The organism is Ruegeria sp. BA2, assembly GCF_056539605.1.
Genome location: NZ_JBQFVE010000001.1, coordinates 394,427 through 415,268 on the forward strand (window position 1 = coordinate 394,427; position 20,842 = coordinate 415,268).

The 20,842-nt window shown below is 56.6% G+C and carries 20 protein-coding genes; 4 read left to right on the forward strand and 16 right to left on the reverse strand.

The window, feature by feature from the left end; all coding sequences use genetic code 11:
- Positions 1 to 5 precede the first annotated feature (5 nt).
- Positions 6 to 608: a DNA-3-methyladenine glycosylase I gene (locus tag ACR0NN_RS02005; RefSeq protein WP_170719177.1), complete on the forward strand. Its 603-nt coding sequence runs from the start codon at positions 6 to 8 to the stop codon at positions 606 to 608.
- 12 nt (positions 609 to 620) lie between these two features.
- Here ACR0NN_RS02005 and ACR0NN_RS02010 read toward each other — a convergent pair whose 3' ends face one another.
- The 4 genes from ACR0NN_RS02010 to ACR0NN_RS02025 form a co-directional block, all read right to left on the reverse strand.
- Positions 621 to 1,502 (reverse strand): fructose bisphosphate aldolase, encoded by an 882-nt coding sequence (locus ACR0NN_RS02010; protein ID WP_170719180.1) that lies wholly within the window; start codon positions 1,500 to 1,502, stop codon positions 621 to 623.
- 72 nt (positions 1,503 to 1,574) lie between these two features.
- A complete protein-coding gene (locus ACR0NN_RS02015; protein ID WP_170719182.1) occupies positions 1,575 to 2,924 on the reverse strand; it encodes a cytochrome P450 in 1,350 nt (449 codons plus the stop codon).
- Positions 2,921 to 4,135, reverse strand: coding sequence for a hypothetical protein (locus tag ACR0NN_RS02020; RefSeq protein ID WP_170719184.1), 1,215 nt, complete (start codon positions 4,133 to 4,135; stop codon positions 2,921 to 2,923). The genes ACR0NN_RS02015 and ACR0NN_RS02020 overlap by 4 nt, the downstream gene beginning before the upstream one ends.
- Positions 4,136 to 4,222: 87 nt before the next feature.
- A complete protein-coding gene (locus ACR0NN_RS02025) occupies positions 4,223 to 4,975 on the reverse strand; it encodes a cytochrome c biogenesis protein CcdA (protein ID WP_170683983.1) in 753 nt (250 codons plus the stop codon).
- Positions 4,976 to 5,080: 105 nt separating this feature from the next.
- On the opposite strand from ACR0NN_RS02025, the gene ACR0NN_RS02030 reads away from it, so the two are divergent.
- A complete protein-coding gene (locus tag ACR0NN_RS02030) occupies positions 5,081 to 5,314 on the forward strand; it encodes a sulfurtransferase TusA family protein (protein ID WP_170683986.1) in 234 nt (77 codons plus the stop codon).
- A 56-nt stretch (positions 5,315 to 5,370) separates the two neighbouring features.
- On the opposite strand, the gene ACR0NN_RS02035 is transcribed toward ACR0NN_RS02030, so the two are convergent.
- The 7 genes from ACR0NN_RS02035 to purC form a co-directional block, all read right to left on the reverse strand.
- Positions 5,371 to 8,148, reverse strand: a complete 2,778-nt coding sequence (locus tag ACR0NN_RS02035) for an Rne/Rng family ribonuclease (protein ID WP_170719186.1) — start codon at positions 8,146 to 8,148, stop codon at positions 5,371 to 5,373.
- Positions 8,149 to 8,660: 512 nt separating this feature from the next.
- Positions 8,661 to 9,995: a sigma-54-dependent transcriptional regulator gene (locus tag ACR0NN_RS02040; protein ID WP_170683989.1), complete on the reverse strand. Its 1,335-nt coding sequence runs from the start codon at positions 9,993 to 9,995 to the stop codon at positions 8,661 to 8,663.
- 11 nt (positions 9,996 to 10,006) lie between these two features.
- A complete protein-coding gene (locus ACR0NN_RS02045) occupies positions 10,007 to 11,725 on the reverse strand; it encodes a sensor histidine kinase (protein WP_480683988.1) in 1,719 nt (572 codons plus the stop codon).
- A 96-nt stretch (positions 11,726 to 11,821) separates the two neighbouring features.
- Positions 11,822 to 12,490: a phosphoribosylformylglycinamidine synthase subunit PurQ gene (gene purQ, locus ACR0NN_RS02050; protein ID WP_170719191.1), complete on the reverse strand. Its 669-nt coding sequence runs from the start codon at positions 12,488 to 12,490 to the stop codon at positions 11,822 to 11,824.
- Between the two features lie 11 nt (positions 12,491 to 12,501).
- Positions 12,502 to 13,545 (reverse strand): zinc-dependent alcohol dehydrogenase family protein, encoded by a 1,044-nt coding sequence (locus ACR0NN_RS02055; RefSeq protein ID WP_170719193.1) that lies wholly within the window; start codon positions 13,543 to 13,545, stop codon positions 12,502 to 12,504.
- A 5-nt stretch (positions 13,546 to 13,550) separates the two neighbouring features.
- On the reverse strand, positions 13,551 to 13,781 hold the full coding sequence (gene purS, locus ACR0NN_RS02060; protein WP_170683997.1) for a phosphoribosylformylglycinamidine synthase subunit PurS: 231 nt from the start codon (positions 13,779 to 13,781) through the stop codon (positions 13,551 to 13,553).
- Positions 13,782 to 13,881: 100 nt separating this feature from the next.
- The gene (purC, locus tag ACR0NN_RS02065; protein ID WP_170683999.1) at positions 13,882 to 14,637 is read right to left on the reverse strand and encodes a phosphoribosylaminoimidazolesuccinocarboxamide synthase; all 756 of its coding nucleotides are present in this window, start codon (positions 14,635 to 14,637) and stop codon (positions 13,882 to 13,884) included.
- 188 nt (positions 14,638 to 14,825) lie between these two features.
- On the opposite strand from purC, the gene ACR0NN_RS02070 reads away from it, so the two are divergent.
- Entirely contained in the window at positions 14,826 to 15,146 is a 321-nt protein-coding gene (locus ACR0NN_RS02070; protein WP_170684001.1) for a DUF1476 domain-containing protein, read from the forward strand.
- A gap of 119 nt (positions 15,147 to 15,265) precedes the next feature.
- A complete protein-coding gene (bmt, locus tag ACR0NN_RS02075; RefSeq protein WP_170684003.1) occupies positions 15,266 to 16,279 on the forward strand; it encodes a betaine--homocysteine S-methyltransferase in 1,014 nt (337 codons plus the stop codon).
- A gap of 8 nt (positions 16,280 to 16,287) precedes the next feature.
- Here bmt and ACR0NN_RS02080 read toward each other — a convergent pair whose 3' ends face one another.
- The 5 genes from ACR0NN_RS02080 to ACR0NN_RS02100 all read right to left on the reverse strand — a co-directional run bounded on the left by ACR0NN_RS02080 (position 16,288) and on the right by ACR0NN_RS02100 (position 20,809).
- A complete protein-coding gene (locus ACR0NN_RS02080; RefSeq protein WP_170684005.1) occupies positions 16,288 to 17,064 on the reverse strand; it encodes an enoyl-CoA hydratase-related protein in 777 nt (258 codons plus the stop codon).
- Positions 17,065 to 17,137: 73 nt separating this feature from the next.
- Positions 17,138 to 17,593 (reverse strand): cytochrome c-type biogenesis protein, encoded by a 456-nt coding sequence (locus ACR0NN_RS02085; protein WP_170719196.1) that lies wholly within the window; start codon positions 17,591 to 17,593, stop codon positions 17,138 to 17,140.
- Positions 17,590 to 19,554 (reverse strand): heme lyase CcmF/NrfE family subunit, encoded by a 1,965-nt coding sequence (locus ACR0NN_RS02090; RefSeq protein ID WP_170719198.1) that lies wholly within the window; start codon positions 19,552 to 19,554, stop codon positions 17,590 to 17,592. The genes ACR0NN_RS02085 and ACR0NN_RS02090 overlap by 4 nt, the downstream gene beginning before the upstream one ends.
- Positions 19,555 to 19,628: 74 nt before the next feature.
- Positions 19,629 to 20,207, reverse strand: coding sequence for a holin family protein (locus tag ACR0NN_RS02095; protein ID WP_170719201.1), 579 nt, complete (start codon positions 20,205 to 20,207; stop codon positions 19,629 to 19,631).
- Positions 20,198 to 20,809 carry a holin-associated N-acetylmuramidase gene (locus ACR0NN_RS02100; RefSeq protein WP_170719203.1) on the reverse strand — a complete coding sequence of 204 codons (612 nt, stop codon included), beginning with the start codon at positions 20,807 to 20,809 and terminating at the stop codon, positions 20,198 to 20,200. Before ACR0NN_RS02100 ends, ACR0NN_RS02095 begins: the two co-directional genes overlap by 10 nt.
- Positions 20,810 to 20,842 lie beyond the last annotated feature (33 nt).

Below are 20,842 nucleotides of genomic sequence, written 5' to 3' on the forward strand. Positions count from 1 at the left end.
CATGCATGAGCGATACGATAACAGGCCCAGATGGCAAACCCCGCTGCACGTGGTGCAATGCAGCGCCGGAGTTTTTCGACTATCACGACAAGGAATGGGGTTACCCGGTATCCGATGAAAGACGGCTGTTCGAAAAACTGTGCCTTGAAAGCTTTCAGTCAGGTTTAAGCTGGCGGACCATACTTTCTAAGCGAGAGAATTTCCGCTCTGCGTTTTGCAATTTTGATTTCAACGAAATAGCCGATTTTACTGATGCCGATATCCAGCGTCTGCTGGATGACAAAGGCATCGTGCGCCACCGCGGTAAAATCGAAGCTGTGATCAACAACGCACGCCGTACGCAAGACCTGGTCGCAGCCGAGGGGTCCTTGGCCGCCTATGTCTGGCGATATGAACCTAAGATGCCACCTACCCCCCGCTCGGCATCCACCTCTGCCGAATCCATCGCGATGTCAAAAGATCTGAAGAAACGCGGTTGGAAGTTTGTTGGTCCCACAACGGTATATGCATTCATGCAGGCCATGGGATTGATCAATGATCACGCCATCGGATGTGTCATGTGCGAAAAAGCGGCGCAGATGCGCCGCGATTTCATCAAACCGGAATAGTTACGCCTTCGATCAAACCGAGGCGCGATAAATATTGTCGATGTTGCTTCCAAGCGCTGAATTGAACTCTGCATCAGATTGCTGCTTGGACAGCCCTTCGGTCAGCGCGCGGGAGAAGGACGCGATCATCTTGCCGTTCTGGCTGAGCAGATCACAGGCCTGTTCGGTCGAGTACCCGCCAGACAGCGCAACAACACGAAGGACGCGCGGGTGATCCGCGACCTCGTCATAAAGGTTGGCCTGGCTTGGAATCGTCAATTTCAACATGACCTCCTGTCCTTCGGACAGTTGATCTAGGTTTCTCAGGATTTCTGATTTCAGAATATCCTCTGCTTCGGCTTTTGTTTCCGAATGGATGTTCACTTCGGGCTCGACAATCGGAACCATACCCGCATCAGTGACCACGCGCGCCACATCGAATTGCTGCGCAACCACATCGGCAATGCCCTGCGCGTTGGCTTCGTGAATGACCGAGCGTTCCTTGGTACCAAAAACGCCATCCGCCTTGGACAGTGTTTCAGCCAGGCCGGGGATCGGTTTCATCATCTGAACACCATTGGCCTGATCCTCAAGCCCTTTGTCGATCTTCAGAAAAGGTACGATCCCTTTTTCGGACCAAAGGTAATTCGCGACCTTCTTGCCCTCGATTTCTTCTCCCAGTGTCCGTTCGAACAGGATGGCGCCAATCACCTTTTCCTTGGTGAAATCGTCAGCCAGAATGATCCGCGCACGCATTTTCTGGATTTCGCCGAACATCTCTTCGTCCGTGCCATAATCCGAGGCCTCGACACCGTACAACGCTAGCGCTTTAGGGGTTGAACCGCCGCTTTGATCCAGAGCTGCAATAAATCCTGCGCCTTCGGACATTTGCGTGCGCTGTTCTGCTTTCGACATAACTCATTCCCGTTCAATATGATTCCGCAGTTTCAATCCGCATACAGCATGCCGACGTGCGATGGTAGTTTGTTAGCGCTCAACCAAGCGCAACCAAATTCCATCCTTTGATCTAACGGTCAGATGCGCGACCGGTACGGGCGTTTTGCCCTGTATTGTTTCAAAGCGGTAACGGCGGAGAAGCATTGACAGGATCAAGGGCCCCTCGACCATCGCAAACCCAGCGCCCGTGCAGACCCTGGGGCCTGCAGAGAATGGCACATAAGCCTCGCGCTGGCATTTCTTTCCGTTTTCGGTTGCCCATCGTTCGGGATCAAACTCATCCGGTCGATCCCAAAGCCGTTCGTGGCGATGTAGATGCCAGGGGCTGACAACAATCTGCGCGCCTTGCGGGATGTCCCTATTACGGAAATGTTCGGGACACGTTGTTTCGCGCACCATCATGGGCACCGGAGGATAAAGGCGCAGAGCTTCGCGAAATACATCACGGCTGAGCTTCAATTGGGACATTGCAGAGAATTCGGGCGCATCCAGTACCTGAGCTTCTTCGGCAAGCTTATCTTGCCACTCCGGATACAAAGCCAACAGATAGAGCGTCCAGGCCAATGCAGACGCACTGGTTTCGTGCCCGGCTAGAAAGAAAATAGCGACCTGATCCACCATTTCATGTGTTTCGAAGCATTCTCCGATGTCCGGGTCGGGCGTTGTCATGATCTTTGTCGCCAGATCATCAGGAGCTGTGCCGTCCTTGATCGCCGTCGCACGCTCAGACGTCAGGCGGCTGATCAAATCTCTGATCTCACGCGCGGTTCGGCGCGTTCGGCGGGAATGAAACCGGGGCACCCAGCGTGGAATCGGGACAAAGGCGGCGAGGTTCAACAAGGGTTGTTCCCGCTGATAGAGGCGGAACTTGTCAAAAACCTGCGCAGCGACTTCGTGCTCGATCGGAACTGAGAACAGGGTGCGAAAGATCACGTCTGCTGCTGCATGGCTGGTGATCTCCTCAACTTCCACACTTTGCCCCACACTGGTCGCTAGCCGATCCACACAAGCCTGCGCCGCCGCAACCATCGCGGGGAACGTATCTTTCAGTCGCCCCCCTTCAAATGCGGGATCAATGATCCTTCTTTGTCGTTTCCAGGCCTCTCCGTTGGTCAAAAACACCGAGTGTCCCAGCAATGGGCGCAGCCCTTCGCTAATGCGGTTCGACTTGGGGAAGACTTCGGGGCGCTCTTTCAACACCGTACGGATCAAATCGGGCTGATTGATCAAGTAGGACCGAAAGAACGGCGTTCGAAACTCGGCCATCCACGCACGGTATAAACGCTGAGGCTGCGCCGATAGCAGATCTTGCCGAAACAGCCGCAAATATCGCCAGAGCGATACATTGTCTGGGCGCGCCTCGGGTTTGGGAGGGGTCATGCCGCCACCGAAGTGAATTTTGAAACAGCACGTTCAAAGCGTGAACGCGAGGGCGCTCGGCCCTCAAATCGCTGACTCAGCGTTTTAGGGCCAGCCGTGATACGGAAATAGTCGTACGCACCAGGACGATCAAAAGCACACAGATACTGAAAGTGCAGACGAAAAAACCTCCATCGCAGGTGTTGCCACCTCTCTGATGACAGGGTTTGCGTGAAGGCAGCAGAAAGGACTAGAGGCCCGCGCTTTTCCGGTCGGGCGACACCGCTGACCGCGACAGGATCACACAGCGCAAATGCGCACCCATCTCCCGGTGCCGATACATCGACCCAGCAGACATCTGCGCGTTCGGACAGATACTGAAGATCAGAGCGCAAAGATTGCGCATCAGGCAGGAAGGACACCATGGGTACAACCTGCCCCAGTGTGAGAAAGGACAGAACCGGTTCATTGTTGGTAGAAGTTCTTCGTCTAAGTAAATCGGCCAGCACGGAAACGCCCAGATGCGCACCCGAGCTGTGGCCTACGACTAGAACTTCATCCAGATCGCTCGACAGTGCTTGTTCGATTTGATCAGAGAACTGGTTCAGACGGGCTTGCAGGTCGGTTGAATAGGCTCCTCGCAACTGTGCAGAATGGGCATAGTCATGCATCAGATAGTAAGCAAAAAATCGGTTATCGAGCTTTCTAAACCAATGCATCAGTACGTAGATCGCTCCGACCGCTGGTAACAGCGCCCACCATCCGACAAATCGCTGAAAAACTGCCACCAGTCCCCATGCAATCAGCAGCGTTACCACAAGTTGCAATAGAAGCATCCCGACCGGATACAGGGCTGCAATCACAGGCCCTTTGCGCAACTGCATCAGCCGCCATAGCGTTCCGGTTGAAATATATATCCAAGCTGTTCGTGCTAATTGCCAATAAGTCGCCGGGATGGATTGGGCCATGCTGTTCCGCACGATGTCGGACCAAACCAAAACCTCGACATCAGCGGATACAAGGTGACCGTCCTGTTCAGAGGTAACATGCCAGCCGTATGGACCATCGCCTGACTTGGCGCGGATATCGATCTCATAACCTGAGATCGCGGCCTGCGCGCGCCCCTCTTTGCGATATAGCTCACGATAGCGGCGCGGATGAATCGGATCATAACCGGGGATATAAAACACCCGGCGTTTGCGCACCTGCGGTTGGGATTTCTGACTGCTCATGACCCGGCCCTCTGCGCTGCAGATTAGCGCAGCGGTGACGCCAAGGTAAGTCCCAGCGCCCACCCATCCGTGTTTAGGGCCAGAGGGTTAACCGAAATTTGCCAAAGCCGGAAAGGTCTCAAGCAGCCACCAGCTGAATTCGGTAAACAGCCCGGTAACCAACATGATGCCGACAAACAGCAAGAGCCCGCCCATGACCTTCTCGATCGTGCCCATATGGGGTTTGATGCGGTTCATAACCGCCATCGAGCGGTTCAGGAACATCGCCGCCAGTAGGAACGGAATACCCAGCCCCGCTGCATAAACGCCTAAAAGCAGGGTGCCGCGCGCCACAGACGCCTCGGATGCAGCCAGCGATAGGATCGCACCCAACTGCGGCCCAATGCAGGGTGTCCAACCAAAGGCAAAGGCAAGACCCAGAATATAGGCCCCGAACACTGACCCGCTGGAGTCGCCCGTTTCAACACGCGCTTCACGATCCAGCAGCGGGATGCGGAACACGTTCAGGAAGTGCAGACCAAAGACTATGACAACAGCGCCTGAGAGTTTGGCGAATAGCACCTGATTTTGCAGCACGAACGCCCCGAATGCCGACGCTGTAAAGCCAAGCAGCAGGAACACTGTCGACAGACCCAGAACAAAGAACAATGCCGACATAGTTGCTTTGCGCCGCGCGCGCGCCTCATCTTGCATCTCGTTGATTGTCACCCCGCTCATATACGCAAGATATGGGGGGACAATCGGCAACACGCAGGGTGACAGAAAACTGATCAACCCACCCAACATGGCGACAAGCATTGCAGGTAGAAGGCCTGCATCTATGATCTCTATTCCGAACATGAGTCAGCACATATGGTATCATTCGTGTTTCGTCACGGGGCCATTCAGTCACATCCTCGTGGTTGCACGCTGGACAGTATCGCCTGATGGAAATATCTCAATCCCATGACCGATGAGACCGAAACACTGGATGCGCTGGGTTTACTGTGCCCACTGCCCGTCCTGAAAGCCCGGAAACGGCTTAAATCCTTGCCCGTCGGGGGCTTTCTGCGCGTTCTGGCCGATGATCCTGCAGCGATTATCGACGTACCACATTTTTGCAACGAAGCTGGTCACACACTCGTCTCGCAAGACTCAGTGGATGGTCATCAGATATATGTGATCCAAAAATCTGCTTAAGGCTTCCCAGCCCCATGACCAAACGAAAAAGGCGGACCAAGTGGCCCGCCTGATTCTTACTGTCCCAAAGACCACCACCCTCGGCGTTTTGGCTTAGCTGGCGCGGGTTCCGGTTCTTCGGCCACAACCTCTAGCACCGGTTCTGGGGTTGCAGCCTCAACCACTTCTGGCTCGGCAGCAGCCGGTTCTTCGGCCACCTCAACTACGGGTTCTACAGCTTCTTCAGGCTCCACTTCGGCGACCTCGGGTTCTGGTGCCGGTTCGGAGATCTCAGGTTCTGGCGCTGCCTCAGCAACTTCAGCTTCCTTGGCCGGTTCCACATCGGTTACCTCAGCTTCAGCTGCCGCACTTTCTTGCTCGGCTGCCGCAGCGTTTTCATCGGTCTGCGCCTCGCTTTCTTCGGCTACAGCTTCTGCGTCCTTCTTACGGCGGCGTGGCGCCCGACGCTTTTTGGGTTTGGCGGCTTTCTCGGCCTCTTCCTCAGCAGCGGGCGTATCTTCGGTCGGTTTGGCCTCATCGCTCTCGGCCTGTTCTTCCGCCTCCGCGTTGTCGACCGCATCAGACTCATCTGCACTGCCTTCCGAAGCTTCGCCATTGCCCGAGCTTTTCTTGCGCCGACGCCGACGGCGCTTGCGCTTGGGTTTGGTCTCTTCTTCGGTCTGGACCGCGACCTCTTCTTCGCTGTCGTCCTCTTCCGTGGCGTCGACCATGTCCATCAGCGATGCATCTACCGAGACCACTGGCGCAGTTGCTTCGGGAACAACGCGGCTGGCCGTCTTGAACTTCTCCATCGAGAAATCCGGGCTGACCAGATGCACATCTCCTTCGATGCGAACCGACAGGCCATAACGTGCCTCGATCTGCGCGATATGTTCGCGCTTCTGGTTCATCAAGAAGTTGGCGATGCTGACCGGACAGCGTACCAGAACCTCGCGCGAACGACGGCGCGTGCCTTCCTCTTCGATCTGCCGCAGGATCGACAGCGCCATATTGTCGTCCGAGCGGATCAGACCAGTGCCATGGCAATGCGGGCACGGCTGGGTGGTTGCTTCGATCATACCCGGGCGAAGACGCTGACGGCTCATCTCCAGCAGACCAAAGCCGGAAATACGGCCGACCTGAATGCGGGCGCGGTCGGTTTTCAACTTGTCTTTCAGGCGTTTTTCGACGGCTGCGTTGTTCTTACGCTCGTCCATGTCGATAAAGTCGATCACAATCAGACCCGCCAAATCACGCAGACGTAGTTGGCGCGCCACCTCTTCGGCAGCCTCAAGGTTGGTCTTCAGTGCGGTTTCCTCGATCGATCCCTCTTTTGTCGCCCGACCCGAGTTCACATCGATTGCCACAAGCGCTTCGGTCACACCGATCACGATATAGCCACCGGATTTCAGCTGCACGGTTGGGTTGAACATCCCCGCCAGATAGCTTTCGACCTGATAGCGCGCGAACAAAGGCAACGCGTCCTCATACCGTTTCACGTTCTTAGCGTGCGACGGCATGATCATTTTCATGAAGTCCTTGGCAATGCGGTACCCGCCCTCGCCTTCCACCAGAACCTCGTCAATGTCGCGATTATACAGGTCGCGGATCGAGCGTTTGACCAGATCCCCCTCTTCATAGATCTTCGCGGGCGCAATCGACTGCAGCGTCAATTCACGAATCTGCTCCCACAGACGTTGCAAATATTCATAGTCACGCTTGATCTCAGATTTTGTACGCTTGGCCCCTGCGGTCCGAACGATCAAACCCGCCCCGGTGGGCACGTCGATTTCAGAGGCGATGTCTTTCAGTTTCTTCCGGTCTGCAGCATTGGTGATCTTGCGACTAATCCCACCGCCACGCGCGGTATTGGGCATCAACACGCAATAGCGACCCGCCAGCGACAGGTAGGTTGTCAGCGCTGCGCCCTTGTTGCCGCGCTCTTCTTTGACGACCTGCACCAGCAGAACCTGACGGACCTTTATAACTTCCTGAATCTTGTAACGGCGCGGGCGCGGTTTGCGCGGAGGACGAATATCCTCGCTATCATCCTCATCGGCTACGGATTCGATCGAGTCATCTTTCGCGGTCGCATCAGCACTTTTGGCATCTGCCTCATCTTCTGGCGCTTCTCCGTCATCCGAAGGCTTTGCATCCTCTTCTTCCGCGTCAGTTTCGGCCACATCTTCCTCGGAAGCATCCTCAGGCGCTGTACTTGCAACTTCGTCTGTGGCTTCAACGGTGTCCGCAGCCTCATCCTCAGCTTGCGGTGCATCTTCCGAAACGGTTTCCTCTGCAGACTCGTCTTCTGCAGCAGGCGCATCACCTTCTTCGGGCTCTTCAACCGGAGTCTCGGCGACGATCTCCATCGGAGATGTCCCTTCGGGCACCTCCGCTTCATCGCCGTCATCCAGATCAATGGTCTCCATGCCGGTAGGCTCAGAGGAAACTTCCAGCGTTTCGACCGGATCGTCGGTCTTGACGTCCGCAGCCTTAGAACGCGAGCGCGAGCGGCGTTTCTTGGGCTTTGCTTCCTCGACCTCATCGCGCGCCTTCATGGCTTCGGCATAGGCGCGTTCTTCCTCCATCAACGCCTCACGGTCGGCAACGGGGATCTGATAGTAGTCGGGATGGATCTCAGAAAAGGCCAGAAATCCGTGCCGGTTCCCGCCGTAGTCCACAAAGGCCGCCTGCAGCGACGGCTCAACCCGTGTTACTTTTGCAAGATAGATGTTGCCAGCAAGCTGGCGTTTATTTTCGGATTCAAAGTCAAATTCCTCAACCTTGTTTCCGTCGACCACCACAACGCGGGTTTCCTCCGCGTGGGTGGCATCGATAAGCATTTTCTTAGCCATGTGTCCTTGGTGCACCGCGCCAAACGCGTTGTCCTGACCCATCCAGGCGGACAGGCACTTTTGGGGAGGTGTCTTGTACGGGCGATATCGGACGGCGCGCGGCAGGGTCTGGCGCTGTGGCCCCCTGCCCGTATACTCAATCGTTGCGCGCGCGTCATCGCGGTTCTTCTCCGACAGGCGCGGGATAGCGCCGCTGCCTGCCCATTTATTCCTTTCGCCCGTCTAGACGGGCTCAGGTACTCAATTGCCCCTTACGGGGCACAATCGGTCTGCTGAACCTTATGGGATTGATCCTCGAAACCGGATCAGCAGCGAAACTCAAAGATTCGGGACTTCGGGGCACAAAAATGCCCGGCCCGTTCGGACACAATAAAAGCAGTCCTGTGGAAAAGACAATGGGCAAACTGCATAACGCCCAAGTTGCGCCGCTCGGGATCTCTTCATCTGGCCGTAAATATCCCGGGGGTGAATTGAGCTAAAGGCTCAAGAGGGGGTTGGCCCCCTCTCTGCCATTACAGATAGTCCGAGCGCTGTAGCCCGTATTTGGCCATCTTTTCATTCAATGTCCGGCGCGGCAGGCAAAGCTCGTCCATTACTGACGCGATCGACCCTTTGTGGCGGCGCATCGTGTTGTCGATCAGCATGCGTTCAAACGCTTCGACATATTCTTTCAGCGGCTTGCCTTCGGTGGTCATCACCGGCTGCATCTCTTCGTGATCCGACATCAGCAGTGACGCAATCGTCCCCGAACCACGCCGCGACTGCAGAACGGCTCGTTCGGCAATGTTGATCAACTGCCGAACATTTCCGGGCCATGGCGCTTGAAGTAACTGTGCCGCTTCCTGCGCGCTGACCTGAGGTGCGTCGCAGCCGTATTCCTCGGCAAACTGCTCGCTCAGGCGGGTAAACAGCGTCAGAATGTCTTCACCACGCTGACGCAGCGGAGGCATGGTAATGCGCAAAGCCGCGAGACGATAAAACAAATCTGGGCGCAGAACGTCTTCGGACGTTTTCCCTGCTTCCTGCAGGTTCGAAATCGCAACGATCCGGGTTTCTGCAGGCGTCCCCTGCTCGTTCATCACGCTCAACAAACGTGCCTGAAGCGTGTCGCTCAGCGCCTCGACATCCTCAAGAACAAGCGTCCCACCGCGCGCTTCTTCTATTGCTGGCAGCTGAGAGTCTTCAGGCAACATCGGGCCGAACAGACGTTTCGACAGCGCCTCTTCCTCAAGCGCCGCGCAGGAGATCAAAACGAACTTCTTTCCGGCGCGACTGCCGACCGCATGCAAGGCGTGCGCCACCAGCGTCTTGCCTGTCCCTGTCTCACCATCAATCAGGACATGACCATCAGCCTGGCCCAGATCCAATATATCCTCGCGCAACCGCTCCATGACCGGGCTGGCACCGATCAGTTTGTTCATAATCTGCGTGCCACCTGACAACTCGCGGCGCAGCGCACGATTGTCCAAAGTCAGGCGCCGCGCATTGCTGGCGCGCTTGGCAAGTTCCGACATGCGGTCAGGATTGAACGGTTTCTCAAGGAAGTCGAACGCACCAACGCGCATCGCCTCAACCGCCATCGGCACATCACCATGCCCTGTGATCATGATCACCGGCAACGTGCTATCGGCTCCCATCAGTTTTTTCAGCAATTGAATACCGTCCATGCCCGGCATCTTGATGTCAGAAATCACGATGCCTGGATATTCCGGCCCCAACACTTTGAGCGCATCTTCGGCGCTCGAAAAAGTCTCGGTGTCGTATCCCGACAGAGCCAGCCACTGGCTGATCGACTGGCGCATGTCCTGTTCATCATCCACGATGGCGATTTTCATGGCCTGTGCCATAGTCTGTTCCTCTATTCCGCGGCCTCAAGGCCGTCGCTTCCCAAAATGGGCAATTGCATCTCAAACACCGCACCGCCCTGTTGGCCGTTGCGCGCGGTTAGCCGTCCTCCATGGTCGTTCACGATCCCGGACGAGATGGCAAGCCCCAGACCAACGCCGTCCCCGGGGCGTTTGGTCGTGTAGAACGGCTCGAACAGGTTTTCGATATCCTCGATCCCGTGGCCATTGTCGCGTACGGTCAGAACCGCTGTTTCACCTGCAGCGAGAATAATCTCGACATCCGGCTCATTCACAGATTTGGTCGCGTCCAGCGCGTTGCGCAAGAGGTTGACCATAACCTGTTCGATCCGCATCCGATCACCCATCACTATAACAGGTTCTTCGGGCAAAATCTGGGTTATCTTCACATGCCGCTGACGCAGCTGAGGCTCCATCATCGACAGGGATGAGGCAAGCGCTTCGCCAAGATTTACAGGCGAAAACGCATCCGCACCCTTGCGTGCATAAGATTTGAGCTGGCGCGTGATCGCGCCCATCCGCTCGATCAGGCCATCGATGCGACCAAAGCTGGCCAGCGCCTCTTCGGGCCGGTTGCGGCGCAGCAGCAGGCGTGCGCCGGCCAGATAGGTTTTCATCGCAGCCAGAGGTTGATTCAACTCATGACTGACCGCGGCAGACATCTCTCCAAGCGCTGCCAGTTTCGAGCTTTGAGCAAGGGTTTGCTCGGCAACTTCCAGCGTCTTTTCAACACGTTCCCGCTCAGCAATTTCCCGCTGCAGCCTTACGTTCAATGCGCGAAGCTCCGCCGACTCGCGCTGAAATAATGTCATACGCGACGTGGCTCTGCGGCTGAGTGCATAGAATGTCAACGCCAGAAGAATCGCAAATGCCATGATTTCCAGCGCCAGAACACTGTTCACCCGCTCTCGGATCGAGGAATAAGTGGTGAAAGAGGTCATCTGCCAGCCGCGGAAAGGAATCCGCGTCTCCATACGCATCACCGCCTCACCTTGCAGGTAGGCGTCCGGCGGCAAGGCGCTCCAATCTGTGGTGGCGCGAATGGCGCGCTGGATCGCGCTCTGTGGGGGTTGGCGCAGCATGGCGCCGCTTTCATCCAACCCGCGCCACTGGGGTTCGGTCGACAGAATGATCGTGCCAGTGCTGTCGGTTACCATCACCGCATCGGATATACCCGCCCAAGCGCGTTCAAACTTCTGCAGGTCGACTTCGACAACGATCACACCAAGAATTTCGGCATTCGCCTCGATCCGTCGCGAATAGACAAAGCTGTAACCGCCGGATTCACGCGGAATGACCGAGAAAATAGTGGCGTTCGACCGAATTGCATCGATGAAATAGGGCGAGTTCCGATGGCTTTCCTGCAATCGGTTTCGATCCGTGGCAGCGCGGGTCAACCCGTCACTATCAAGCAAAACCAGCGAGGCCGCTCCGATCTCTTCGACAAACGAGATCAGGCGCTGGCTCGACAATGTATAGTCGCTTGATTGCAACGCCGAGATCAACGTGGGATCGCGCGCAAGCAACTGCGGCACGATGGCATTGCGACGCAACTCACTCAGCAAGTTGCCGGAATACAAGGCAAGGCGCAGCTCAGCACGGTTTCTGGTGGATTCGGTAAACCGGCTGGTCAGAAGACTGTTGGTGATCCAGACCGTGGCAATCGTGGCGAGCAACAAAAGAAACACAGCAAGGCGCAGCCGCCAACCCATTGGCGAGCCGCGCAAGCGGTTCAGAAACCTGTCGCTGCCTGATTGATCTTCCGCACTCATCCCCTGACGCTACGCGTCCCGACTGATGACCTCAAGTCACGCTGGCGCTAGCACCCCGGCCAATGCGCGGAAGAGCGCCGTCCCATCAGTGCCTCCGTGGCCTGAATCCGCCGCCCTTTCAGGGTGGGGCATCATGCCTAACACGCGGCGGTTGTGCGACAAAATACCAGCGATATCGTCGCGCGAACCGTTGGGATTATCAGCATATGTAAAGGCAATGCGATCCTGTTCTTTCAACTCTGCCAGCGTCTTGTCGTCAGCGAAATAGTTGCCATCATGATGCGCAATCGGGATATCGATCACATCCCCGGCATTATAGCCTTCGGTAAAGGCGCTATCGCTGGTTTCAACTTTCAGGCCAACGGTCCTGCAGATGTATTTCAGACCAGCATTGCGCAGCAATGCGCCGGGCAAAATTCCAGTTTCTGTCAGAACCTGAAATCCGTTGCAGATACCTACAGCATAGCCTCCCCGCTCGGTATGCGCGGCAAGCGCTTTGCAAATCGGGGATTGCGCCGCAATCGCGCCGCAGCGCAGATAGTCACCGTACGAGAACCCACCCGGCACACCGACGATATCGATGCCGTCGGGCAGCGCCGCGTCCTTATGCCAGACCATATCGACGGAGAAACCAGCTTGCTCGAATGCAACGGCAAGATCACGGTCACAGTTGGAACCGGGAAAAACGATGACAGCTGCGCGCATGGCGGACCCTTCTAAGAGCTAAAGTCGGTGATAACGGCAACGCCCGGAGGCGTCGGATTGTCAAAAGCAGCAAGTTCGGAGCTTGCCTGATTCAGTGTGATTTTTCGCGTCACAAGCGGGCTCAGATCGACGCCACCTCCCGCGATCAGCGACAGCAGCGACGGATAGCGCCAACTGGGCATTCCGCGCGTGCCAAAGATGGAAAGCTGCCCGGAATACAACGCATCCATCGGCAACGACATCGTTGTGTGATCACCCGCAGGCATCCCGATTTGCACCATCCGGCCCAGCTTGCGCAGCGATTTCATGGCAGAGACCGTCGTGGCCTCGATCCCCAGCGCCTCAATCGCGACATGTGCCCCACCGCCGGTCTGGTCGCGCACGGCCTGCGGCGCATCGCAGGTGGCCGCATTGATCACGGCATCGGCCCCAAGGCTTTTGGCATAGGCCAGCTTGTCATCGGCAATATCTACAACGACAACCCGCGCACCAAGCGCCTTGCCCAGCAGCAGGGTCGAGATGCCCACACCGCCACCACCGAAAACCGCCAGCCACTCACCACCCTGTACCTGAGCGCGACTGACCAGAGCCTGCCAAGCCGTCGTCACCCGACATCCCAGTGCTGCCGCGATCTCCGGGGCCAGAGTATCGGGCAGCGCCGTAAGATTGGCATCAGCATGAGCCACGGCGATGAATTCGGCAAAAGCACCATCGCACGTGAAACCCGGCACCACCTGATCGGCGCAAACGGTTTGATGTCCCTGAGAACAGTCATGACAATGGCCGCAGGCCAAGATGAATGGGGCAATCACCCGGTCCCCGACCCGCCAGCGTCTGACCCGATTGCCAACTGCAACTACTTCGCCGCAATACTCATGGCCTGGCGTCATGGGCAGGACCACATCCGGGTCCGAGCCGGACCACGCGTGCCAGTCTGATCGGCATACCCCACAAGCCAGAACCCGGACGACTACGCCGTCTTCAGCCGGTTCCGGATCGGGAATAGTCGTCACCTCAAGCGGTTGACGATAGGTGATCAGACGTGCAGCCCGCATCGAACTCAGACCAGTTCGATCTCGTAGCGTTCGATGACGGTGTTGGCCAACAACTTTTCACACATCTGGGTAACGTCCGCTTCGGTCGCGCCCTCTGCCAGCTCAAGATCGATCACTTTGCCTTGGCGTACGCCTTCGACCTGATCAAAGCCCATCGCACCCAATGCGTGACGCACGGCCTCACCCTGCGGGTCCAGAACCCCGTTCTTGAGCATCACATGCACACGTGCCTTCATTTTCGAAAACTCCACTGGTGGACCGATCCCCGATCCGTTTCGTTGCGCGCGGGATACCCCGCCTGAGCTTGTCGGACAACCCTGCCCCTTGGGGGCAGGATCAGTTGATCAGAGTTGGCTTGGTCACGTTGCTTTTGGGCAGAACACCGAGGCGCCTGGCGACTTCCGAATACGCATCCGTCAGACTGCCCAAATCGCGGCGGAATACATCCTTGTCCAGCTTCTGACCGGTTTCGATATCCCACAGACGGCAACTGTCTGGACTGATCTCGTCCGCGATGATCAGGCGCTGGAAATCGCCTTCGAACACGCGCCCGATTTCAATCTTGAAATCGACCAGACGAATACCAACCGCCAGCATTATGCCACTCATGAAATCGTTCACGCGCAGCGCAAGGCTGAGGATATCGTCCATATCCTGTTGGCTGGCCCAACCAAAGGCGGCGATATGCTCTTCCGTGACCAGCGGATCGCCCAAAGCATCATCCTTGTAGCAATATTCTACAATCGGACGCGGCAGCTGAGTGCCCTCGGCGATGCCCAGACGCTTCGACATCGACCCGGCGGCGTAATTGCGAACAATCACTTCCAGTGGGATAATCTCGCAATTCCGAACCAACTGCTCACGCATGTTCAGGCGGCGAATAAAATGCGTCGGCACCCCGATCTGCGACAGACCGTTCATGAAGAATTCGCTCAGACGGTTGTTCAGAACACCTTTGCCGTCGATCACGTCCTTCTTCTCGGCGTTGAACGCAGTGGCGTCATCCTTGAAGTACTGTACGATCGTTCCCGGCTCGGGACCTTCATACAAAATTTTCGCTTTACCTTCGTAAATCTTCTTGCGACGCGCCATGAGCGACCTTTCCAGGCTGGAGAAAGGGAATGAGTCCCTTCACGTTGGCGCTCTCATAGTGCAAGCCCCGCTTTCCCGCAAGTTCGCTGCCCCGAGGGTCTTTGACGCAGCGCAAATACCTTGCGCCCGAGGCATCGTATGGTCATATCATCAACGAAAGAACATTCAATCCAAGGGGTCCCCAACCAATGACCACATTCGACGAACGTGAAGCCGCGTTTGAAAGCAAATTCGCCCATGACGAAAAGATGCAGTTCATCGCACGGATGCGCCGCAACCGGTTCATGGCCGTTTGGGCGTCAGCGCTGAAAGGCGAAACCGTAGAACAGGCGCGCAAATACGGGCAAGAGTTGGTTCATACTGATCTGCAGAATGTCAACGAAGACGACGTTGTTGAAGCAGTCAAAAGCTATCTCGGCGATCTCGCGGACGAAACAAAAATACGCGAGAAAATGGTCGAGCTTCTGGTTGAAGCCAAAGAACAGGTAATGGCAGAATCCGACGCCTGACACGAAAATCGCAAAACTCATGATCTTCATGAGTTTTATGAATTTGATTTGACGCCCCGGTCGTGAGACACGGGGCGTCTCATATTTTCGGGCTATGGCCCCAGTTTTGGAATACTCCCATGACCAATGCGCTCAGCACCCTTCTGGACACTGTCGATGTCATTCTTGCCGATGGTGCAACAGGCACAAACCTGTTCAACATGGGCCTACAGTCCGGTGATGCACCAGAATTGTGGAATGTCGATGCGCCAGACAAGATTCGTGCGCTGTATCAAGGTTCGGTTGATGCGGGAAGTGATCTGTTTCTGACCAATACCTTTGGCGGAACAGCCGCACGGCTTAAGCTGCATGATGCCCAGAATCGGGTGAGCGAACTGAACCGCATCGGCGCAGAGCTGGGTCGCGAAGTGGCTGACAAAGCGGGCAGACCGGTGGTTGTTGCAGGGTCTGTTGGCCCAACCGGAGAAATCATGGAGCCCGTCGGCAGCCTTTCCCACGCTGAAGCTGTCGAAATGTTTCACGAACAGGCTGACGCGCTGAAAGCCGGAGGAGCGGATGTTCTGTGGCTTGAAACCATCAGCGCCCCGGAAGAGTTCCGTGCAGCGGCCGAGGCCTTTGCGCTGGCTGATATGCCCTGGTGCGGCACCATGAGCTTTGACACAGCCGGACGTACCATGATGGGTGTCACCTCTTCTGATCTGGCGATGATCGTTGAAACGTTTCCCAATCCGCCCGTAGCCTTCGGTGCCAATTGCGGAACCGGAGCGTCGGACATTTTGCGAACCGTGCTTGGTTTCGCGGCTCAGGGTAACGAACGACCGCTGATCTCCAAAGGCAACGCGGGCATTCCGAAATATGTTGATGGCCATATCCACTATGACGGTACACCCGAACTGATGGGGCAATACGCAGCGATGGCGCGTGATGCGGGGGCAACCATCATCGGCGGATGCTGCGGTACCATGCCCGCACATTTGCGCAAAATGCGTGAGGCACTGGACACGATTCCGCGCTCAGCGCGCCCGACTCTTGATCAGATCACATCGGCGCTTGGCCCCTTCACCTCAGCCTCGGATGGCACCGGTGACGAGGCTGTACCCGAACGGCGCACCCGCCGCCGCCGCCGGGCCTGATCGAGCGTTTAGCGCCCCTCGAATTTGGCGGGGCGCTTTTCCAGAAACGCTACGACACCTTCGGCAAAGTCGCGCGAACGCCCGCATTCGCCCTGCAAATGAGCCTCTGCCGCCAATTGCTGAGGCAGCGTCCTATCATAAGTCCCTCGAATTGCCTTCTTGATCGCCCCGAAGCCTGCAGTTGGACCATTGGCCAGATAGGCCGCGCGTTTGCGCCAATGTGCATCAAACTGATCATCGGCGACCGCCTCCCAGATCAAACCCCATTCATCTGCCTGGCGTGCGCTGATCTTGTCTGCGAACAAGGCTGCGCCCATCGCTTTGGCAAATCCCATCTGGCGCGGCATAAACCATGTGCCGCCTGCGTCGGGCAACAGACCGATGCGTGCAAAAGCTTGCAGGAAATAGGCACTTTCAGTTGCTATCACCACGTCAGCACACAGCGCCAGATTGGCCCCTGCCCCAGCCGCTGGCCCATTCACTGCCGCGATTGTGGGGACCGGGCAATCATAGACCGCCTCAAGCATCGGTTCGTATTCATCCCGCAACGTGCGTTCTAGGTCGATCTTCCCAGTGCTCGACGCATCCCCAAGATCCTGCCCAGAACAAAACGCAGGCCCTGCTCCGGTCAGCACAATCGCGCGCGCATGGCGCGCAGCGTCTTTCATCGCATACGTAATCTCGGCCCGCATCTGCGTTGTCAGCGCATTCATCTTGTCTGGTCGGTTCAGAGTCAGAATCGCCAAATCATCTTTGATATCAAGAAGGACCGCTTCGTATTCCATGTACAACCTCACCTGCGCAGCGTTAAGCGAAACAGTGACCCAAATGCGAAAAAAGGAAAAGCAGAACCGCGCGTCAGTCTTCTAGGATTTGCCGCAGACGTTCCTGTTCTTCGCTGCTCAGGGAATCAGAAGGCGCGCTATCGTGATGCTGTGATCGCTTACGTAAAAAGCTCCAGCCCACACCAGTTGCGATCAGCAACATGATTGGGCCTGCTAGCCAGAGCATCAGGTTTGCGCCCGTGACAGTAGGTTTCAACAGGACGTATTCGCCGTATCGATCAACAATGAAATCCACAGCTTCCTGATCCGTGTCCCCTGCAACAAGGCGTTCGCGCAGCAAAATGCGCAAATCGCGCGCAAGCTCGGCATTGCTTTCGTCAATGCTTTCGTTCCGGCAGACAAGGCAGCGCAAACCGGTGCTGAGGTCGCGCGCGCGCGCCTCAAGCGCAGGATCATCAAGCACCTCATCGGGTTGAACAGCCAACACTGGCGATGCGATCAGCAGCAGAACCAAAAACAGGAGTTTCATTCAGCAGGAACCCCGCTTGCAGGTGTTTTGCGCGCGCCGGCCGCGACCCGGAACCGACGATCCGTCAGGCTGAGGACACCCCCCAGTGACATCAGGATACAACCACCCCAAATCCAGTTGGCCAGAGGCTTGATATAGGTTCGCATCACCCAACCGCCATCCGCTTGCTGATCCCCGATCACGATGTATAGATCGCGCAGGAAACGATAATCGATCGCTGCCTCGGTCGTGGGCATTCGCGCCACGGGATAGTCGCGTTTTTCGGGGTTCAGCGTCGTGACATAGCGCCCATCTTTTTCAACCAGCACATCGGCCATAGTCGAAAAATAGTTGGGGCCCTGAACGCGTCGAACATCTTGTAGTGTCAGAGTGAACTGTCCGACCTCGAACGGCTGACCCGGCTGAGCAACCCGAATATCCTCGATCTCCCACGCTGTCAGGCCAGCGATGGCGAACATGGTGACACCAAGGCCGGTATGCGCAACAGCCTTCCCCCAGTCTGCCCCCGGCAGGCGGAACAGGCGCGCAAGGCTTCCTTTGCGACCAGTGCGACCCCAAAGATCGATGATCGCGCCGAAGGTGATCCAAGCGCCAAGAAACAGGCCCACTGGCCCCAATGCGCTGCGCCCGGTTTGCATCACCCAGATCAGTATTGCCAGTGCGACCGCCAGTACAAAGGCGTATCGCAAAGACCACGCCGCCCGGCCCAATTTACCCCGCTTCCACGGCAACATGGCCCCTATGGGCAAAACAATACCAAGCACGATCATGAAGGGCGTAAATGCCGCGTTAAAGAATGGCGCACCGACCGAGAGCTTTCGGTCAAACGCCATCTCGGCCACCATTGGCCACATCGTGCCGAAGAACACCACAAAACAGCTTACCGCCAATAGGATGTTGTTCAGAACCAGCGCACTTTCGCGGCTGACCATTCCAAACACACCCTTCGCCTCCATCGCTTGCGCGCGTGCAGCGAACAGGGTCAGCGCCCCGCCGGTAAAGATGATCAAAATGAACAGGATAAACACACCGCGCTCGGGGTCGTTTGCAAAGGCGTGAACCGATGTCAACAGACCGGATCGAACGATGAACGTCCCGATCAAGGAAAAGCCAAAGGCGATGATCGCCAACAAGATGGTCCAGCTCTTCAACGCTTCGCGTTTTTCCACCACAATCGCTGAATGCAACAGTGCAGCCGCCAGAAGCCATGGCATGAAGCTGGCATTCTCAACCGGATCCCAGAACCAGAAGCCCCCCCAGCCCAGTTCGTAGTAGGCCCACCAGGACCCAAGCGCGATGCCAATAGTCAGAAAGACCCAAGCTGCCAATGTCCAAGGCCGCACCCAACGCCCCCACGCGGCGTCAACGCGCCCTTCAATCAGCGCGGCGACAGCAAAGCTGAACGCCATGCTCAGGCCCACATATCCCAGATACAGGAACGGCGGGTGGAAGGCCAAGCCGGGATCCTGCAACAGAGGGTTCAGGTCTCGCCCATCAAATGGCGGCACGGGAAGCCGATCAAACGGGTTCGAAGTGAACAGGATAAAGGCATAAAACGCCACCCCGATCGAGGCTTGAACGGCCAACACACGAGCCTTCAACGTCGGCGGCAAGCCGCCCCCAAAAATCGCGGCCATCGCACCGAATATCGCCACGATCAGAACCCATAACAGCATCGAACCTTCGTGGTTCCCCCAGGTTCCGCTGATCTTATAGAGCATCGGTTTGGCCGAATGGCTGTTTTCGACCACGATCCGCAATGAGAAGTCTGAGGTCGTGAATGCCCAGACCAGAGCACCAAATGAAAATGCCGCCAAAATGAACTGTGTGATGGCCGCCGGTTCGGCGAAAACCATCCAACCGTTCCAGCGTTTTGCCGCCCCGACAAGTGGCACCACGGTTTGGACGATGGCGATCAGGAAGGCTAGGATCAGTGCGAAATGGCCGAGCTCTGTAATCATGGCCCGTATATACTGCGGAGCCGCGGCGAGTGCCATTCACATTCGCGCCGGTTCACCGCACATAGTGTCGCGCCTTAGGTGTTGCGCAAACGTCGCCAATCTTCAAGAGCAGGGTTTGCCTCTGGTTGCATGACCACCTGCGCCAAGGAGGCATCCTTACCAGTATCAGCGACCCCTGGACTGTCATCGCGCAATTCTCGGATGGTCTGAAGATTGGCTATTACCTCCGGTGCCCTTAGCATCGTGGCGCTGATTTCTCGTTGAAAATCCTGCGCTTTAACCTGATGGCGTGCGCCAAAATAGAACGAGACGATGACCCCCAGCAGCCACCATAGTGGTTCCGGCACCAGTGCGATGCCCTGCATCCGCGCTGCAAACCACAGCGGATCGATCATTGCAGCAATGAACAGACCCAAAGTGCCCAGTGCCAACGCTGGGCGCGGTAGGCGATTCAGGCCGTCCATAAAACGATCAAAGCTACTTTTTTCGGGTGTTTTGAATTCACTTCCAAATTGCGCCATCGCCGCGCTGCGCAGGGCGGTCGAGCGTTCGGCGCTGCCCTCTGCGTTTTCGTGAAAGACTTCGGCAGTTTCGCGCAACACATTGCGGCCTGAGCCAAACAACAGCGTGAATAATCCGGATATCAAGCCCATCCCGAAACCCTTCTTTGAAACTCACTCGCGCTCAGATGATATTTGGGCGAGACAAATTCTTCGGCGCGCTTGATCCATCCACCCTTGGCGCCCGTTCGGGTTCTTGCGTATTTGCGAAGTGAGGTCCGCCGATCCGCCAAGCGAAAGTAATAGTTCCGACGTGCCACGCCATAGGCATCGCGTAAGGCCAAGGCTTTGGGTTTGGCAGCGTCATGTGCCGCGCGGCTCGTCTGAGGGCCAACGACCCCATCAACTGCAACCTCATACCCCATTTGACACAACAGATTTTGGAGAATCTTGACGGCTTGCGCCCCTGCATTCACGTACATATCGAATACAGACGCCTGAATTGCCTCGGGCAACACGCCAAGGCGTGGTTTCTCAAAATAATGCTTCAGGAATATGTCGGCCGCCTGTGCCTTACTGAGCGCGCTTACATCTTGTGGCGTAACTTGGCCATCTCGGTCCAGATCAAGGCCCAACCGGCGCATCGTGTGGATTGTCACCCCGTATTTCGTCGCCCCGCCGGGATCATCAGGGTCATCCACAAACCCTCCTTCCCGCGCCACAATCCCGTTTGCAATCTGTCTCACCGTTTGCATTACCGTCACCTTTGCGTTGGTTAGGCAAACGGT

What these genes read in the sequence shown, in the direction of transcription:
- ACR0NN_RS02005 (WP_170719177.1), top strand. Translation starts at nt 6, where the DNA reads ATGAGCGATACGATAACAGGCCCAGATGGCAAACCCCGCTGCACGTGG.
- ACR0NN_RS02010 (WP_170719180.1), bottom strand. Translation starts at nt 1,502, where the DNA reads ATGTCGAAAGCAGAACAGCGCACGCAAATGTCCGAAGGCGCAGGATTT.
- ACR0NN_RS02015 (WP_170719182.1), bottom strand. Translation starts at nt 2,924, where the DNA reads ATGACCCCTCCCAAACCCGAGGCGCGCCCAGACAATGTATCGCTCTGG.
- ACR0NN_RS02020 (WP_170719184.1), bottom strand. Translation starts at nt 4,135, where the DNA reads ATGAGCAGTCAGAAATCCCAACCGCAGGTGCGCAAACGCCGGGTGTTT.
- ACR0NN_RS02025 (WP_170683983.1), bottom strand. Translation starts at nt 4,975, where the DNA reads ATGTTCGGAATAGAGATCATAGATGCAGGCCTTCTACCTGCAATGCTT.
- ACR0NN_RS02030 (WP_170683986.1), top strand. Translation starts at nt 5,081, where the DNA reads ATGACCGATGAGACCGAAACACTGGATGCGCTGGGTTTACTGTGCCCA.
- ACR0NN_RS02035 (WP_170719186.1), bottom strand. Translation starts at nt 8,148, where the DNA reads ATGGCTAAGAAAATGCTTATCGATGCCACCCACGCGGAGGAAACCCGC.
- ACR0NN_RS02040 (WP_170683989.1), bottom strand. Translation starts at nt 9,995, where the DNA reads ATGGCACAGGCCATGAAAATCGCCATCGTGGATGATGAACAGGACATG.
- ACR0NN_RS02045 (WP_480683988.1), bottom strand. Translation starts at nt 11,725, where the DNA reads ATGGGTTGGCGGCTGCGCCTTGCTGTGTTTCTTTTGTTGCTCGCCACG.
- purQ (WP_170719191.1), bottom strand. Translation starts at nt 12,490, where the DNA reads ATGCGCGCAGCTGTCATCGTTTTTCCCGGTTCCAACTGTGACCGTGAT.
- ACR0NN_RS02055 (WP_170719193.1), bottom strand. Translation starts at nt 13,545, where the DNA reads ATGCGGGCTGCACGTCTGATCACCTATCGTCAACCGCTTGAGGTGACG.
- purS (WP_170683997.1), bottom strand. Translation starts at nt 13,781, where the DNA reads ATGAAGGCACGTGTGCATGTGATGCTCAAGAACGGGGTTCTGGACCCG.
- purC (WP_170683999.1), bottom strand. Translation starts at nt 14,637, where the DNA reads ATGGCGCGTCGCAAGAAGATTTACGAAGGTAAAGCGAAAATTTTGTAT.
- ACR0NN_RS02070 (WP_170684001.1), top strand. Translation starts at nt 14,826, where the DNA reads ATGACCACATTCGACGAACGTGAAGCCGCGTTTGAAAGCAAATTCGCC.
- bmt (WP_170684003.1), top strand. Translation starts at nt 15,266, where the DNA reads ATGACCAATGCGCTCAGCACCCTTCTGGACACTGTCGATGTCATTCTT.
- ACR0NN_RS02080 (WP_170684005.1), bottom strand. Translation starts at nt 17,064, where the DNA reads ATGGAATACGAAGCGGTCCTTCTTGATATCAAAGATGATTTGGCGATT.
- ACR0NN_RS02085 (WP_170719196.1), bottom strand. Translation starts at nt 17,593, where the DNA reads ATGAAACTCCTGTTTTTGGTTCTGCTGCTGATCGCATCGCCAGTGTTG.
- ACR0NN_RS02090 (WP_170719198.1), bottom strand. Translation starts at nt 19,554, where the DNA reads ATGATTACAGAGCTCGGCCATTTCGCACTGATCCTAGCCTTCCTGATC.
- ACR0NN_RS02095 (WP_170719201.1), bottom strand. Translation starts at nt 20,207, where the DNA reads ATGGGCTTGATATCCGGATTATTCACGCTGTTGTTTGGCTCAGGCCGC.
- ACR0NN_RS02100 (WP_170719203.1), bottom strand. Translation starts at nt 20,809, where the DNA reads ATGCAAACGGTGAGACAGATTGCAAACGGGATTGTGGCGCGGGAAGGA.